Here is a 13,824-nt window from a genome sequence, read left to right on the forward strand (position 1 = left end):
TCACCCGTAGCTCAGAATCAGACCATGCATTAAGCGCGACCAGCCGCTCAGCGAGACGAAAAGGAACAACTTCAGCGGAATAGAAATCAGCGTCGGCGACACCATCGACATGCCCATGGCCATCAGCACGTTGGACACCAGCAGGTCGACCACCAGGAACGGGATGTACAGCAGGAAGCCGATCTCGAACGCGCGGGTCAGCTCGGAGCTGACGAACGCCGGGATCAGCACCACCAGGTCGTCGTCGCGCAGTTCAGCGCGCGCCTCGGCCGACCAGACCGTCTCGGTGGCCTGTACGAAGAAGCCGCGCTCGTTCTCGTTGGCAAAGCGCGACAGGTGCGCTTGCAAGGGCGGGCGCAACGCCTCTCCCAGCGCCTTGACCTGCTCGGCGCTTTCCATCTGCAGGCCATGGTCCTGCGCCGCCCGGTACATATCGCCGATCAACGGCGAAGTGACATACACCGAGAGAATCAGAGCAATACCGTACAGCACCAGGTTCGGCGGGGTCTGCTGTACGCCCAGGGCATTGCGGATCAGGAACAGCACCACTGAAATCTTCAAAAAGCCAGTCAAGGTCACCACCGCTAACGGAATCAGGCCGATGGAGGCGACCAGCAGGATGATCTCGATCAGGTTGGGCTGGTACTCGCTCATGACACGGCGAAGCTCAGCAGGCGCACACCCAGGCCGTCACCGATCTTCACCAGTTGCCCCTGACCGACCCGGCGGCCATTGATCATCAAATCGACACCATCGTGCATGCGCGGGGTCAGCGACAACACACTGCCGGTGCCCAGTTCGCGTAGCTGAGCCAGGGTCAGCTCGACGCTGCCGACCTGGCAAACCAGTTTCAGTTGCAGCTCGTCCAGGCTGCTGTCCAGCTCTGGCCCGGCATCCGGTTCACTCATGTAGGGCTCCTTGAAGGCGGAATCGATAAAGAGGGGGGCGAGCAATTGCAGGCGGTTGCCCTGGCGCTGGGCGCGAGCCTGCAGGTTAGTGCCCAGGCGCAGACGTACCTGGTCGTCAGGCCAAGGGTCGAGCATCACCACATCGCCTGGCAGCAGGCTGCCCAGCTCGCCCAGGGTGAGCCAGGCTTCGCCGCCGTCGACGACCAACGCCAGCGGTAGCGAGCCGAGCGCGTGGGGCGCCAGCGGGGCGTGACGGTCCAAACCATCAGCAATGCTGGCCCAGCCCTGCGCGTCGGTGCGCAGCCGCACCGGCAACGCCAGGTCGTCACAGCGCAGCGTTACGTCGATGGCCAGGGGGTGCAGGCAGGTCAGGGGCGCGGCTTGATCGAGCACCCGCAATGGCTGCGTCAGGCACCGCTCCAACGTCTCGATCAACGGCAGCAGGGCCTGCTCCAGCAGCAGGGCCGCCGGCAGGCCGGGCAACGCCAGGCTCCCGGGCAGATCCAGCAGCACTAGGGCCTGGACTGGCAGGGCGAGGTGCACCGGGGCATCGCCCAGGGCTAGCCACACTTCGACCAGCGTTGCGTCCTGACCAGGCGCGCGACTGTTCCAGTACAGCGTCAGCGCCTGACCCGCACAGTGCACCTGCCAGGGCTGACGCGGCCGGTGCAGGCGCGTATGCAGCTCCAGCGACGCGGGGTCGTACTCCTCCAGCGCCCGCTCGAGCGCCAGGACATCACAAGCCTGGAGGCAAGAGTCTACGGTCAAGGCGCGATATCCCTCAGTGGAGCGAACAGGTCTTCGGCCTCTTCGCGGGACTCACCCGCCCGGCGCTCACCCTGCGCATAACCGTCGACCAGCGCCTGCCAGGCATCGACCTGACGCTGCCGGGCGGCGTGGGCGACACGCAGGGCTTCGCGCGAATGCTCCTGCTCGACCAGCGCCTGACTGACCTCATCCACTCCGCCCAGCAGGGCCTGCTGGGCGTCCTCCAGTTCCTCCAGGCGCGCCTGGGCGGCCAGCAACGCTTGGACCGACATACCGTCGCTGAAGCGTCCGTACAAGCTCTCGGCCTCGCGCGCGGAGGCTTCGCGGTGCTGGTGCAACCGCTCGCGGGCCTCGTCGAGGGCCTGGTGGGTTTCCCGGCAGCGTTGCCGCTGCGCCGCCAACTGGCTTGAGGCTCGCTGCTCGCGCAGTTGCCGCAAAGCGTGCAAGCTTTTCAGTTCATGGTCGTTCATGGGCGCGCTCCTTGTAGTCATGCCAATACCTTGCGCAGGTGCTCCAAGGTCTGCCAGGCACTGCTCGGCTCGTCGGGCGCCTGGCGCAGGAAGGCCTCGATGTCAGCGTGGCGGGCGATCGCTTCGTCGGCCAGCGGGTCGCTGCCGGCCGCGTATTCGCCGATGCGGATCAGCATCTCGATGTCGTTGCGCCGCGCCATCAGCTCACGCACGCGCATGGCCAGGCGCCGTTGCTCTTGGCTGGCGACCTGCTCCATCAGGCGGCTGCGGCTGCGCAGTACGTCGATAGCGGGGAAATGGTTGCGCTGGGCCAGCTCGGCACTGAGCACCACATGACCGTCGAGGATCGAACGTGCTTCCTCGGCCACTGGGTCGGTCGCCGCATCGCCCTCGGTCAGCACGGTGTACAACGCCGTGATGCTGCCGTGGGCGCCGGGGCCGGCGCGTTCGAGCAGGCGCGGCAGTGCAGAGAAGAACGATGGCGGGTAGCCGCGGCGGGTCGGCGGCTCGCCCACCGCCAAACCAATCTCGCGCTGGGCGCGGGCGAAGCGGGTGAGGCTGTCCATCAGCAACAGCACGCTACGCCCCTGGTCGCGATGATATTCGGCCAGCACCGTGGCCACGTACGCTGCCCGCGCCCGCTCGGCGGCGGGTCGGTCGGAGGTGGCCACCACCGCTACGGTGCGGGCACGGGCCTGGGCATCGAGCTGCACGTCGAGCAGTTCGCGCACTTCGCGACCGCGCTCGCCAATCAAGCCGATGACCACCACGTCCGCCTCGGTGTTGCGCACGATACTCGCCAGCAGCGACGACTTGCCCACGCCTGGCTCGCCGAACAGGCCCAGGCGCTGGCCGCGCCCCAGGGTCAGCAGGCCGTCGATGGCCCGTATCCCGACCGCCAGCGGCTTGCCAATCACCTGGCGGGCGAAGGGCTCGGGGGGCTCGGCCTGCAGCGGGTAGCGCCGCAGCTCGCCCGCTGGCGGCAGACGGTCGCCGTCGAGGTACTCGCCCATAGGGCTGATGACCCGCCCCAGTTGCGCGTCGCCGACGCTGACGCCCAGGGCCTCGCCGGTGGCGGTGATCTCGGTGCGCGAGGACAAGCCTTCCAGCGAGCCGATGGGTGACAGGATCGCCTCGTCGCCATCGAAACCTATGACCTCAGCCGCCAGGGTCCGACCGCTGGAAGGGTCGTTCAGGTGGCATAGCTCGCCGATTCGTACCCCGGCGACACTGGCGCGCAGCAGCACCCCACGGATGCTGCGGATGGTGCCCTTCATCGGGCGCGGCCGGGCGTGCTCCAGGCGGGCTCGCAGGCGCGGCAACACCTGTTCCAAGGCAAGGCTCACGGGGCCACCTCGGTGAACGGCAGCAGGCTGCGGCGCAAGGCTTGCAACTGAGCGTCCAGGCCCAGTTCGACGGAGCCGACGGGACTGCCCAGGCGGGCTTGGCCGGGTTGCAACTGATCATCCGATTCCACGGCCAGGCTAGCCAGAGCATCCGGCTCACTGCGCAGGCGCAGGCGCACCGCCTCGACCTCCTGATGCGGCACGAACAGCGTCAGGGCCTGGTCTTGGCGGAACGCGACCAGCGCCTTGCGCGCGCAGCGCACCACTCGCTCCGCATCGTCCAACTCGCCCAGCACCTCACGTGCGATGCCCAGAGCCAGGTCGGCCAGGGCAGTTTCCAGGCCAGACAGATAAGCGTCGACCTGCACGCAGGTCTGCGCCAACAACTCGCTGACCTGCTCGGCACCCTTGGCGCGACCATGCTCGAAGCCTTCGGCCCGGGCCTGCTCCAGCCAGCGCGCGCTATCCTCACGGATGCGCTCGGCCTCCTCACGGGCGGCCTGCAGGTAGCCGTGGCCATCGGTCCACAACTGCGCCTCGGCGGCGCGCAGGATGCGCACGGCTGGACGCTTCGGCAACGGCTTCATGGAGCGCGCTCCTGTTCATCGGCAGCGGCGGCCAGCCCAGCGACCCGACGGACGATCCCGGCGTCCAGCGGTGAGACCGACGCATCGGCCGGCAGTGTGTCCAGGCGCAGAACCAGCCACTGGCGCAATGGCTCCGGCTGGGCCTGTACCCATGCGTGGACGCAGCGTGCGCCGTCGTGCTCGATCGCCGCCAGCAGGTCGTCGGGCTGGCGCGGCAGGTCCATCGCCCCGCTCCATTGCCGGTGCGCCAGGGCCAGGGTGAACACCTCTTGCCCCAGGCCCCGGCGCAGGTGTTCGACCGCCTCGCGGCGGATCTCCCGGCCCAGGGCCGCGCCGTGCCAGATGGCACCGCACAGCCGTGGCAGGCTCCGGAACGCAGCGGGCCGCAGCAGCAGCACCGGCAGGTCTTGCTCGGCCGGCCGCGGCACCTGAGCCAGGGGCGGCAGTTGGAAATGCCGCATCAACAGCGTCAGCAACCGCGACTGAAAACGCGGCGCCTCGCCCAACGCCTGGACCCAATGGTCCGGAACGTCCTCGGCGAAGCACTGGCGCAGGTAGCGCGGGTCGACGAACGAGAGGGGCTGCTCGATCAACGCCTGCCAACGCAGCATCAGGTTCATGGCGCCTCCGACAGGCTATACAAGGCCTGGCCGCGGCGCCGGTTCCAGCGCTGCCATCCCAGCCCCCCCGCCAGCGCCAGGGTCAGCAGCAGACTGCCGCCAAAGACCAGGCGCGCGCGGTTGAGGTCTTCCTCGATCAACCAGATACCCAGAAAGCGGGTCATGCGCGGTTGGCCGCTGGTCTGGGTCGCAGGAGCCGCGGCCTGGATCGCAGTCACCGACACGCCGTCGTAGCCGAGCCCGGAAATACCGTTGGCCACCAGGGTCTTGATCTGCGGGATCAGTGGGTGAATGTCGGTGTTGGCGTCATAGCGCACCAACACCGACGCCGAGGACGGTGAAATGACCCGTTTGAGCAGGTCGTTATCCGGCAGCACCACGTGCACCCGCGCCGAGACGATGCCGTCGATCTGCGACACGCTGTGCGCCAGCTCCTCGCTCAGGGCGTAGACCATCTGTGCTCGCTCCTGAGCCGGCGAGGACACCAGCCCGTTGCTCTGGAACACTTCGCCCAGGTTGGAGAACGACTGCCCCGGCAGGCCGGCCTCGTCGAGCCGGGCCATGGCCTGAGCGAAACGCCGCTCCTCCACTACGACCTTGAACTGGCCGTTGTCCTGGACCTTGCGCGAGGCCGGGATATTGTCGCGCAGCAGCACCGCGAGCATCGCATTGGCCTCGCGCTCGCTGAGGTTGCTGTACAGGTCCATGTCGCACGCCTGCAATAGCCCAGCCAGGGTAACGACGATCAGCAGGCGCACGGCTCGACTACGACTGGCCATGGTTCATTGTCCTTTGAGCAGGGTGTTGGCGGAGCCGGAGATCTGCGTCGCACCACGCACCACCATCTGGGTTTCGATGGAGTAGTCGAACATCCGCCCCAAGGAGTGGATGACCTGATCCACCTGGGACTCGCCGACCTTCTTCGGCCCTTCGCCGCCGACGGCGGCGAAGGTATTGCCTGGCGGCAGGAATGACGACTGTGCGGGACCGTGAGCCAGTGACTCGGCGCGCTCGGCGAAGCTGCGTGAACGGTCGATGAAGCTGTTGAGCCGCTCCATCAAGCCCTCGCCGATCTGGTGCGGGCTGGCGCCCTCGGGCATGCCCTTGGCGTTGCCGGCCACGTGTTCGAAGAGGTTCTGGGACGCCCCCAGCGCCTCCTGCCCTCCTGACGGCGGCAAGGCCGCCGTGGTCATGAGACTGGCTGTCATGGCCGTTACTCTTCATCCCCCGCGGACAGGGCCTCGCCTAGGATCTCCTGGAGCTTGGGCATGATGATGAACAACCCACCGATGCTCACCGCATTGCTGATCAGCGCCTCGGTGAACTCTTCTTCGCTGATCTCCTCCTGGGCCTTGTTCAGCGCCATGTTGAACTTGTCCTCGGGGGTTGCCGAGGTGCCGCCGACATTTTCGATGGGGGTGACTGCCATGGGGGTTTCTCCTTGGTGGTTTTCAGTGATCGCTGACGGTGGCGCCGCGGAACACCCGCACGCTACGGTTCAGGGCTACGGGTGCGGCGGGCCGCGGTTGGCTATCGACATGCTGCTGGACCCGCTCCAGATAGGCCGGCGGCCCGGAAACGAGCACTTCGTCGCCGCCTTCGCTGGCGCGCACCGCGAGTTGGCGGCCGTGCACATCCAGCCCGGCCAGGTAGTCACGCAGGCGTTCAGGGTCCAGGCCCGGGCCACGGCGGAACAGGCGCGTGGCGACCTCGTCGTCGGTATTGACGTACAGCACGCTGCCGTCGAAGTACCAGCCCAGGCCGTTGGTCTCGCACAATTGGGTGATGAAGTCCCCGGCGGTCCGGCTGCGCAGGGTGCTGCGCGCCTTGCCGCGGACTTTCTCGGACAGCACCACCATCAACCCCAGGTGGTGGCCTAGCTCCCCCAGCGCGCCGCGCACGTCCTGATCGATCAGCGCATAGGCATAAGGCCTGTCGAACCAGTCGGGAGCGTCCCTCGACGCCTGCGTGCCGGCCCACAGGAGCAGGGGTGAAAACGTGAGGATCGCGGCCAGCACCAGCATCAGGTTACGCATGCTCGATGCCCTCCGTGACAGCCAGGCCGCCTTCGATCACAACCGTGAAATCGCATACAGGGCGACCCTCTTTGCGCGCCAAGCCGATAGAATGGCCGTCCCTTCGCCCAGCCGAGTCTTGTCCATGCCGAACCGTATGCCTTGCACCCTGCTGCTGACAGCCTGCACCTTGCTCGCTGCCTGCGCCAGCCAGCCTCGCGTCACCGACGATGACCACGACCGCCTCATGCAACTGGCCGGCGACTTGCGCCAGCGCGGCGACGCGGCCTCGGCGGCCGCGCTCTACGAACGTGCCGCGCAGTCCTCGGGCAGCCACCCCGAGGCCTGGCTGAAACTGGGCGAGGCGCTGCTGGCCAGTGGCGATGCACGAGGCGCGGAACGTGCCTACCAGCAAGCCCTGGAGGCCCACCCGGACGATATCGACGCCCTGCAAGGCCTGGGCACCGCGCAACTTCGCCAGGGCAAGATCAGCCGTGCCGTCACCTCCCTGGCCCAGGCCGCCAACGCCTCCGGACGCACCGACACCTGGAACCGCCTGGGCATAGCCCAGATCCTGGCAGGCCAAGTGCAAGACGCCCAGGCAGCGTTCGACAAGAGTCTGGCCCTGGCGCCGGACGACCTGGACACCCGCTGCAACCTGGCCCTGGCCTACGCTTTGGGCGGGCAGACGCAGCACGCGCTGGACACAATCCAGCAGGTCGGCCAGTCGCCCCGCGCCCTGCCCCGCCACCAGCGCAACGTGCTGCTGGTGACCGTGCTGGCCGGCCGCGAGCAGGACATCGCCAGCTTGGCCTTGGACGACATCGCCGATGACGAGCGACCGGCGCTGCTGGCCGAGGCCCGGCGCATCAAGGCCATCCAGGACCCGCAGACCAAGGCCCGGGAGCTGGGGCTGGTGGACGGTCGCTAGACAGAAACGGTTCATTGGCGCTCCTGCCGATCAGCGCGGGAAAGTTGTTCATCCAGCCGTCGACGCAGTTCCTCGCGGTCATAGCCATCGAGGTAGACCTGCGCTGCCCGGCCCACCGGCGCGGCCATGGTCGGGCCACTCGTCCGGCCTTGGAACAGGTCCGCGGGCTGCTCGACCATGCGCATCAGCGTGAGGTTGTTGGCGCAGCCCGGCGGCAGCAGCGGGACGTATGCCTCATCCAGGTCGAACGCATCGATGGCGGCGGGTTTGAGGCACTCCACCGGCAGCATCTGGACCTTGCCGTCGGCACCGGCCTGGCGCTGGTAGTCCGGTGAGTAAGACGCCGGGTCCAAGTGGGTCTTGCAGCCGGAGAGCAGCGCCAGCGACAGCAGGCAAGACAGGCACGGGGGCAGCGGTGGTTTGCTCATGGTCGCTCCCGGATCAGTTCATGTAGAAGCCGAACTTGCCGCCGCTGCGCGGCCCGGCCGAAGCCGTGGCAGCACCGGGCAAAGCATCGAGCGGAGTAGCCAGGTCGCGCTGACGCACCGGCTGCACCAAGTACGGGGTAATCAGGATCACCAGTTCAGTCTCGTTGCGCTGGAAGCGCTTGGAGCGAAACAGATTGCCGAGGATTGGCATGTCGCCCAGCACCGGCAGTTTTTCCACGTCCTGGCTGCTCTCGCGCTGGAACAGGCCGGCGATGGCGAAGGTCTGGCCGCTGCCCACCTCCACCCGCGTGTCGGCGCGACGCACGCGGAACGACGGGACCCGGTAGCCGTTGACGGTAGCCATCTCCGACCCCATCAGGCTGCTGACCTCCGGGCGCACCTGCAGGGCGATCTGGCCATTGGGCAACAGCGTGGGGCTGAACAGCAGCGACACACCGTAGGGCTTGTACTCGATGCCCACCAGGTCGCGGTTGACCGGCACCGGCACGGCAACCTCGCCGCCAGCCAGGAAGCTGGCAGTCTGGCCGGTCATGGCGGTGATGTTGGGTTCGGCGAGAATTTCCAGCACACCGTTGCTCTGCAGCGCCTCGAGCATGGCGTCGATGTTCACGTTGCCCGAGCTGACCCCGGCGCTGATCACGTTCGAGGCGCCGCGGGCAGCCTCGGCGGCCAAGTTGCCGCCGGTCACCAGGCCGAAGGAGAAGGTGCCGTTGTTGAACAGCGCGTTCCAGCTCACGCCATAGCGCAGCAGTTCGGAGCGCGACACCTCGGCGAAGCGCACGCGGATGTTGACCTGGGCCGAGCCACCATAGGTGGTAGTGTTGAGCGCTGGGATCTGCGCCTGCCCCTGCAGCAGGGCATTGAGGTCTGTGGCTTCGCCGACGCTCTGCACCATGCCCTTGGCGGCCAGTTGGTTGCCCACAGCACTGACCTGAGCGGTACTCTGTGGGTGCAGGTTCTGCAGCGAGCGACTGACGCCCTGGGTAGCGCTGTTCACCGACAGGGTCATCGCGGCGAGCTGCTGACTCTCTGCGTCCAGAGCGATGAGGCTGGTCTGCCCCGGAGCCTTGCCGAACACATAGATCACCCCATCGGACACTACCTGCAAGTCCGCGACCTCGGGTTCGGCCACCAGGACCGAGGCCACGGGAGTCTGGAAACGCAGGATGCGCCCCTCCCCCGCACTCAGGTCGAGGGTACCTCTGTTGCCGACGGCCAGTTCCTGGGCACAGGCCAGCAGCGAGAGCAGCAGGCTGGCCAGCCCCAGCCACAGACGGAGGGAGACCAAGGGAACGAGGTGTGCTAGAGGACTCATGAGGCATTCGCCATAGGGTTAGCCGGAACGCCATTGCTAGCGCGGTTCTGAACGTTGTCGCCGAGGCCCACGGTGCCTACAGCTTGCAGGTTGTATTCGCCAGCCAACTCGCGAAACGACAGCACCGCCAGGTCGATGTCGCCACGCACGACCAAACGGCGCAACGGGCGGCGCAGTTCCGGATGCACCAGCAGCACTGTGCGGCGGTCTTCGGGCAGGCGCGTGCAGGCCTCGCGCAACTCCACCAGCAAGGCCCGGCTGGCCTGTTCGGGGATCGCGTCGTGGACGCTGTTCTGACGGCGCAGGCCGGCGCGTAATTGCTGCTCCAGCGCGGGGGCTACAATCAGCGCACTGATCACCCGGTTGCGGTCAGCGTACTGGTGGCTGATCTGCCGGGCCAAGGCGGCACGCAGGTGCTCGGCCAGGTGTGTCGCATCAGCGTCACGCGCCCCCCAATCGACCATGGCTTCGAGCAAGGCGCGCTGATTGCGGATCGACACACCCTCGCCGACCAGGTAACGCAGCGCCTCGGCCATGCGTTGCAGGGGCAGGTTGCGCAGGGCTTCCTTGATGAGCTCGCCGTAGCTGTCCTCGATGCCTTCGAGCAACGCGCGGGTTTCCTGGATACCCAGGAAGTCGGCGGCATAGCGGCGCAGGGCACGCTCCAGCACGGCACGCAGCACCTCCTCGGGCACCAGGAAGCCCACGCCAGCCTGCTCCAATCGCGCCTGATGCTCGAGCGCGATCCAGTGCGCTGCACGCTGCGACAGCGGCGAATCGGCCTCGGTGATAGGAACGTCCAACAGGTGGGCATTCACCGGGTCGTCCCGAAGCAATAGGCAACCAGCGGGCAACTCTCCTTCGCTGACCGGAACACCTTCGAGCTCGATGACAAAGCGCTGGGGAGCGCCTTGGTGATCGACATGGATCACCGCCACCGGCACCTCGATGCCCAACTCGCCACGCAGTTCATGACACAACGCCTCGATACGCTGGCGCAGCGGCTGCTCGGGCGCGCTGGCCGCAAGCCCGGGCCCGAGGACCAGCAGCAGTCGGCACCCCAGGGGCTTGGACAACGGACCGGCAGGTTCGACGGCCTGCGCCTGCTCGGCTTCGGCCTCGTCCAGCTCTACCGCCACAGGCGTCTGATCGACCGCCTGGCGTCGCTTGAGGAAGAACGCCGAGCCACCCAGCACGACCGCCAGGCTGATGAACACTGCGGCGGGGAAGCCCGGGAGAAAGGCGACGCCCAGCAGGATCAGCGCGGTCAGGCTCAGGGCGCGGTGGCTGGCGCCCAGTTGGCGCACGATCTCGGTGCCCAGGTCGCCCGAAGCGCCGTCGCCGCTATTGACGCGGGTAACCACCGTGCCGGCCGCCACCGAGATCAGCAACGCCGGGATCTGCGCGATCAGGCCATCGCCCACTGTCAGCAGCGAATAGGTATGTACCGCGGTGCCAAACGACATGTCGCGTTCGACCATACCGATCAGCATGCCGCCAAGCAGGTTGACGGCCAGGATCACCAGCCCGGCGATAGCATCGCCCTTGACGAACTTCATCGCACCATCCATGGCCCCGAACATCTGGCTTTCCCGCTCCAGCCGGGAACGGCGGCGGCGCGCCTCGGCCTGGTCGATATCGCCGTTGCGCAGGTCGTTGTCGATGCTCATCTGCTTGCCGGGCATCGCGTCCAGGGTGAAGCGCGCGGCCACTTCGGCCACGCGTTCGGCACCCTTGGTGATGACGATGAACTGCGCCACGGTAATGATCAGGAACACCACCAGACCGACCACCACCTGGCCGGCGATGACGAAATCACCGAAAGCTTTGACGATGTGCCCGGCATCGCCGTTGAGCAGGATCAGCCGCGTGGTGGTGATCGACAGCGACAGGCGGAACAACGTGCTGAGCAGGATCAGCGGCGGCAGCGCGGAAAACTCCACCGAATGAACGATGTAGAAAGCCACGATCAGCACCAGGATGCTCACGGCGATATTCAGGCCGATCAGCATGTCGACCAAACCGGTCGGCAGCGGGATGATCATCATCGCGATAGCCATCAGCATGAACGCGACGATCACCACGTCGGAGCGCTGGGAGGCGCTACGCGCCAGGCCGTTGACCCGGTCAAGCGCGCTCATGGGGCCACCTTGCGTGCCGCGAGGTAACGCTTGAAGCACTGGCGCGCCTCATCTTTGCGAGCCCCGTGCCACAGCGCGTGACTGCGCAGCAGCAACAGGCCGGGCGACTCGCCTTCCTGGGCGGTGAGCCGATCCAGCGCGTTGAGCGCGCGCTCGGCGTCACCGGTGGCGGTGAAAGCCATGACCAGGTGGCGCAGCAACGCGCCGTCGGCGGGCGCCATGTGCGCGGCGATCAACAACATCACCAGCGCCCGTTGGGGCTGGCCGCTGCGTCGGTACAGGTCGCCCAGCCCCTTGAGCAACTCGATGCTGTCGTGGCGTTCGCGGCTGGTCATGCCTGCACCTCGGCGCGTTGCTGCTCCAACGTCTGGCGCAGGTAGATTTCTTCACGGATGAGGTCCTCCGCCAGCAGGCGGATCTCAGGTTCGGCGTCGAGCAGCGGCAGGGCCTCATCGAGCAGGTACTGCAGAAGATCCAGCGCGCGGGTACCGCTGAACAGTTCCGGATTGATCTCTTCGCTGGCACACGCCTGTTCGAGCTCACCGCGCAGCGACCGGCGCGCGGCGAGCTCACGCTTGCTGAGCACTGCCTCGAAACGGGCATTGGGCCGGGCCTGCGTCGGACGAACGGCTTCGACGGCAGCGGTAGTCTTTTCGGAGGACGGCGGCAGCAATGGCCGCGGATCGATTCTCATAAGGTCAAGGTGAAGCGCTCTTCACCCCTGGCCAGGACCACCTGCTCGTCCTCGATGCGTTCGAGCACCCAGCCGTCGGCCAGCGCCGTGCCGGGGTACAGGCGCTTGCCACTGTCGTTGATCAGGTAGGGGTTGTCGCCAAACCACACGGCTTGCAGACGCACCCTGGGCCGGGCAGCCTCGGCCTGCGCGCTGACAGTGCTGCGCAGCACGATGTGCTGTCCAAACTGTTGGTCGAAGGCTTGCTGCAGGGCTATCCAACGTGGCTTGTGGGCCTGCGCGTAGTGGCCTTGGGCAATCAGCTGGCCGCCAGCCTCGTTGACCGTGATGCTTTTGAGGTCAGCGGCGAGCAACTGCTGGTCGAGCCATTTCTGGGCCTGGGCAATCGAGGGTGGCTTGGGTGCCTGCGGTGCAGGTTCGCGGGGCTGGGCCAATGGCGGTAATGGCTCGCTGCGAAACGCAAAAGCGCAGGCGCAAATGAACATCAGCGCCAGAGCCAGGAGCAGGCGTGGCTTGCCATACCAGACCGAGGCCGCAGAAGTGGCGGCACGCCCTGGCACCCCAGGCTCCAGATTCAGACGAGCCTGACCGAGGGCAATGTTCAGGGGGAGTTGGCCGCGGTAGCCGCTCCCAGCAGGCACGAGGATCAGCCGCCCCTGCCGCTCTTCGACCTGCACCTCGCCGCCAAGGGCTTCGACGAAGACCTTGTCATCAGCCAAGCGCAGCACTAGGTGCCGAGGCTCGATGCCAGGGTCGCTAAGGATAAAGTCAGCTTCTGCCGTGCTCCCGAGGGTGTACGCCGCCGCGTCCAAGCGGATGTGACCGCCTTGGTGCAGACCCCGAGTGACAGTGAGCACAGGGGCCGGTTTGGCCGATGCAACGGCGTCCGTCATTGGAGCCAAAGTAGTGAGAGCTGTCATGGGCGATTACCACCGTCAAGCGTGACGACAGTGCGTCAGCGACCACGGAACGGAATTCGTTGGAGCAACATGAGTACGGGCGGCGCGAGCACCGCCCGTACGGCAGCGTCAGTTCTGCGGACGCTGTTTGGTGGCATCAAGCTCCGTTTTCTTCTTGGTACTCACCTCTGTGATCTTGGCCGACTTCTCGATGGCCTCGTTGAAAACAGCTTCCATCTTGGCAATAGCGCCATCAGCGCCGCCGGAGTTTGCTGGAGGAACAGAACTCATCGTGATACTCCTTGAGGTTTGATATTGGCCGCGCAGCGGCGGCTCGAAGTCCGCGCAATGGAGGTGCCTGAACCAGGCGGGTAACTCCTTTGCACTGGGTCATGTTGGCAACGAAAGCCGACTACCGCTGTGAAACGTTGTGAAAGGGGGTGAAACACTGGAGATTCACAGAAGAGGCATAGGGTAGCGGAGCCCCGTGACGACGGGCGTTGGGGCGTTTTTGCGGGAGTGCGGGAGCGGTTAGCCAGACGACCGGATCGGCCTGACTTTGCTTTGCATGCGCAATAGTTCAAACACCACAAATCGCGGTGTCAGGAGGCCGAGTTGCGGTCTTGCGCAGTGAGATAACGAGCACAGGTGAAGTTCAGGCGTTTTGCATCGCCCTTACAC

General features: G+C 66.5%; 18 protein-coding genes. 1 reads left to right on the forward strand and 17 read right to left on the reverse strand.

Annotation, left to right across the window (positions count from 1 at the left end; genetic code table 11):
* The 10 genes from sctR to ACYU03_RS19350 all read right to left on the reverse strand — a co-directional run bounded on the left by sctR (position 1) and on the right by ACYU03_RS19350 (position 6,735).
* A complete protein-coding gene (sctR, locus tag ACYU03_RS19305) occupies positions 1 to 654 on the reverse strand; it encodes a type III secretion system export apparatus subunit SctR (protein ID WP_461886231.1) in 654 nt (217 codons plus the stop codon).
* Positions 651 to 1,676 (reverse strand): type III secretion system cytoplasmic ring protein SctQ, encoded by a 1,026-nt coding sequence (gene sctQ / locus ACYU03_RS19310; RefSeq protein WP_461886232.1) that lies wholly within the window; start codon positions 1,674 to 1,676, stop codon positions 651 to 653. The genes sctR and sctQ overlap by 4 nt, the downstream gene beginning before the upstream one ends.
* Complete coding sequence (gene sctO / locus ACYU03_RS19315; RefSeq protein WP_461886233.1) at positions 1,673 to 2,146, reverse strand: type III secretion system stalk subunit SctO; 474 nt, start codon at positions 2,144 to 2,146, stop codon at positions 1,673 to 1,675. The genes sctQ and sctO overlap by 4 nt, the downstream gene beginning before the upstream one ends.
* A 17-nt stretch (positions 2,147 to 2,163) precedes the next feature.
* Complete coding sequence (locus ACYU03_RS19320; protein ID WP_461886234.1) at positions 2,164 to 3,492, reverse strand: FliI/YscN family ATPase; 1,329 nt, start codon at positions 3,490 to 3,492, stop codon at positions 2,164 to 2,166.
* Positions 3,489 to 4,079, reverse strand: coding sequence for a FliH/SctL family protein (locus ACYU03_RS19325; protein ID WP_461886235.1), 591 nt, complete (start codon positions 4,077 to 4,079; stop codon positions 3,489 to 3,491). The genes ACYU03_RS19320 and ACYU03_RS19325 overlap by 4 nt, the downstream gene beginning before the upstream one ends.
* The gene (locus ACYU03_RS19330) at positions 4,076 to 4,699 is read right to left on the reverse strand and encodes a type III secretion protein (protein WP_461886236.1); all 624 of its coding nucleotides are present in this window, start codon (positions 4,697 to 4,699) and stop codon (positions 4,076 to 4,078) included. The genes ACYU03_RS19325 and ACYU03_RS19330 overlap by 4 nt, the downstream gene beginning before the upstream one ends.
* Entirely contained in the window at positions 4,696 to 5,478 is a 783-nt protein-coding gene (sctJ, locus tag ACYU03_RS19335) for a type III secretion system inner membrane ring lipoprotein SctJ (protein ID WP_461886237.1), read from the reverse strand. The genes ACYU03_RS19330 and sctJ overlap by 4 nt, the downstream gene beginning before the upstream one ends.
* A gap of 3 nt (positions 5,479 to 5,481) precedes the next feature.
* Positions 5,482 to 5,820, reverse strand: a complete 339-nt coding sequence (locus tag ACYU03_RS19340; RefSeq protein WP_461891502.1) for a hypothetical protein — start codon at positions 5,818 to 5,820, stop codon at positions 5,482 to 5,484.
* A 92-nt stretch (positions 5,821 to 5,912) separates the two neighbouring features.
* On the reverse strand, positions 5,913 to 6,128 hold the full coding sequence (locus ACYU03_RS19345) for a hypothetical protein (RefSeq protein WP_461886238.1): 216 nt from the start codon (positions 6,126 to 6,128) through the stop codon (positions 5,913 to 5,915).
* A 22-nt stretch (positions 6,129 to 6,150) separates the two neighbouring features.
* On the reverse strand, positions 6,151 to 6,735 hold the full coding sequence (locus tag ACYU03_RS19350) for a type III secretion protein (RefSeq protein WP_461886239.1): 585 nt from the start codon (positions 6,733 to 6,735) through the stop codon (positions 6,151 to 6,153).
* Between the two features lie 124 nt (positions 6,736 to 6,859).
* Between ACYU03_RS19350 and ACYU03_RS19355 the strand changes: the two genes are divergently transcribed.
* Positions 6,860 to 7,645 carry a tetratricopeptide repeat protein gene (locus ACYU03_RS19355; RefSeq protein WP_461886241.1) on the forward strand — a complete coding sequence of 262 codons (786 nt, stop codon included), beginning with the start codon at positions 6,860 to 6,862 and terminating at the stop codon, positions 7,643 to 7,645.
* Positions 7,646 to 7,656: 11 nt separating this feature from the next.
* Here the strand turns inward: ACYU03_RS19355 and ACYU03_RS19360 are convergent, their stop codons facing one another.
* The 7 genes from ACYU03_RS19360 to ACYU03_RS19390 all read right to left on the reverse strand — a co-directional run bounded on the left by ACYU03_RS19360 (position 7,657) and on the right by ACYU03_RS19390 (position 13,434).
* Positions 7,657 to 8,073 (reverse strand): hypothetical protein, encoded by a 417-nt coding sequence (locus ACYU03_RS19360; RefSeq protein WP_461886242.1) that lies wholly within the window; start codon positions 8,071 to 8,073, stop codon positions 7,657 to 7,659.
* Positions 8,074 to 8,086: 13 nt separating this feature from the next.
* Positions 8,087 to 9,409, reverse strand: a complete 1,323-nt coding sequence (locus ACYU03_RS19365) for a type II and III secretion system protein family protein (protein ID WP_461886243.1) — start codon at positions 9,407 to 9,409, stop codon at positions 8,087 to 8,089.
* Entirely contained in the window at positions 9,406 to 11,550 is a 2,145-nt protein-coding gene (gene sctV, locus ACYU03_RS19370) for a type III secretion system export apparatus subunit SctV (protein ID WP_461886244.1), read from the reverse strand. The genes ACYU03_RS19365 and sctV overlap by 4 nt, the downstream gene beginning before the upstream one ends.
* A complete protein-coding gene (gene sctY, locus ACYU03_RS19375) occupies positions 11,547 to 11,885 on the reverse strand; it encodes a type III secretion apparatus assembly chaperone SctY (RefSeq protein ID WP_461886245.1) in 339 nt (112 codons plus the stop codon). The genes sctV and sctY overlap by 4 nt, the downstream gene beginning before the upstream one ends.
* A complete protein-coding gene (locus ACYU03_RS19380; protein ID WP_461886246.1) occupies positions 11,882 to 12,244 on the reverse strand; it encodes a hypothetical protein in 363 nt (120 codons plus the stop codon). The genes sctY and ACYU03_RS19380 overlap by 4 nt, the downstream gene beginning before the upstream one ends.
* A complete protein-coding gene (locus ACYU03_RS19385) occupies positions 12,241 to 13,164 on the reverse strand; it encodes a SctD/MshK family protein (protein ID WP_461886247.1) in 924 nt (307 codons plus the stop codon). The genes ACYU03_RS19380 and ACYU03_RS19385 overlap by 4 nt, the downstream gene beginning before the upstream one ends.
* A gap of 108 nt (positions 13,165 to 13,272) precedes the next feature.
* Positions 13,273 to 13,434, reverse strand: coding sequence for a hypothetical protein (locus ACYU03_RS19390; RefSeq protein ID WP_461886248.1), 162 nt, complete (start codon positions 13,432 to 13,434; stop codon positions 13,273 to 13,275).
* Positions 13,435 to 13,824: the final 390 nt, after the last annotated feature.

The organism is Pseudomonas sp. X10, assembly GCF_054889225.1.

Bases quoted from the DNA above. Each gene is read 5' to 3' on its own strand.
- sctR (WP_461886231.1), bottom strand. From the start codon at position 654: ATGAGCGAGTACCAGCCCAACCTGATCGAGATCATCCTGCTGGTCGCC.
- sctO (WP_461886233.1), bottom strand. From the start codon at position 2,146: ATGAACGACCATGAACTGAAAAGCTTGCACGCTTTGCGGCAACTGCGC.
- ACYU03_RS19325 (WP_461886235.1), bottom strand. From the start codon at position 4,079: ATGAAGCCGTTGCCGAAGCGTCCAGCCGTGCGCATCCTGCGCGCCGCC.
- ACYU03_RS19330 (WP_461886236.1), bottom strand. From the start codon at position 4,699: ATGAACCTGATGCTGCGTTGGCAGGCGTTGATCGAGCAGCCCCTCTCG.
- sctJ (WP_461886237.1), bottom strand. From the start codon at position 5,478: ATGGCCAGTCGTAGTCGAGCCGTGCGCCTGCTGATCGTCGTTACCCTG.
- ACYU03_RS19345 (WP_461886238.1), bottom strand. From the start codon at position 6,128: ATGGCAGTCACCCCCATCGAAAATGTCGGCGGCACCTCGGCAACCCCC.
- ACYU03_RS19350 (WP_461886239.1), bottom strand. From the start codon at position 6,735: ATGCGTAACCTGATGCTGGTGCTGGCCGCGATCCTCACGTTTTCACCC.
- ACYU03_RS19355 (WP_461886241.1), top strand. From the start codon at position 6,860: ATGCCGAACCGTATGCCTTGCACCCTGCTGCTGACAGCCTGCACCTTG.
- ACYU03_RS19360 (WP_461886242.1), bottom strand. From the start codon at position 8,073: ATGAGCAAACCACCGCTGCCCCCGTGCCTGTCTTGCCTGCTGTCGCTG.
- ACYU03_RS19365 (WP_461886243.1), bottom strand. From the start codon at position 9,409: ATGAGTCCTCTAGCACACCTCGTTCCCTTGGTCTCCCTCCGTCTGTGG.
- sctV (WP_461886244.1), bottom strand. From the start codon at position 11,550: ATGAGCGCGCTTGACCGGGTCAACGGCCTGGCGCGTAGCGCCTCCCAG.
- sctY (WP_461886245.1), bottom strand. From the start codon at position 11,885: ATGACCAGCCGCGAACGCCACGACAGCATCGAGTTGCTCAAGGGGCTG.
- ACYU03_RS19380 (WP_461886246.1), bottom strand. From the start codon at position 12,244: ATGAGAATCGATCCGCGGCCATTGCTGCCGCCGTCCTCCGAAAAGACT.
- ACYU03_RS19385 (WP_461886247.1), bottom strand. From the start codon at position 13,164: ATGACAGCTCTCACTACTTTGGCTCCAATGACGGACGCCGTTGCATCG.
- ACYU03_RS19390 (WP_461886248.1), bottom strand. From the start codon at position 13,434: ATGAGTTCTGTTCCTCCAGCAAACTCCGGCGGCGCTGATGGCGCTATT.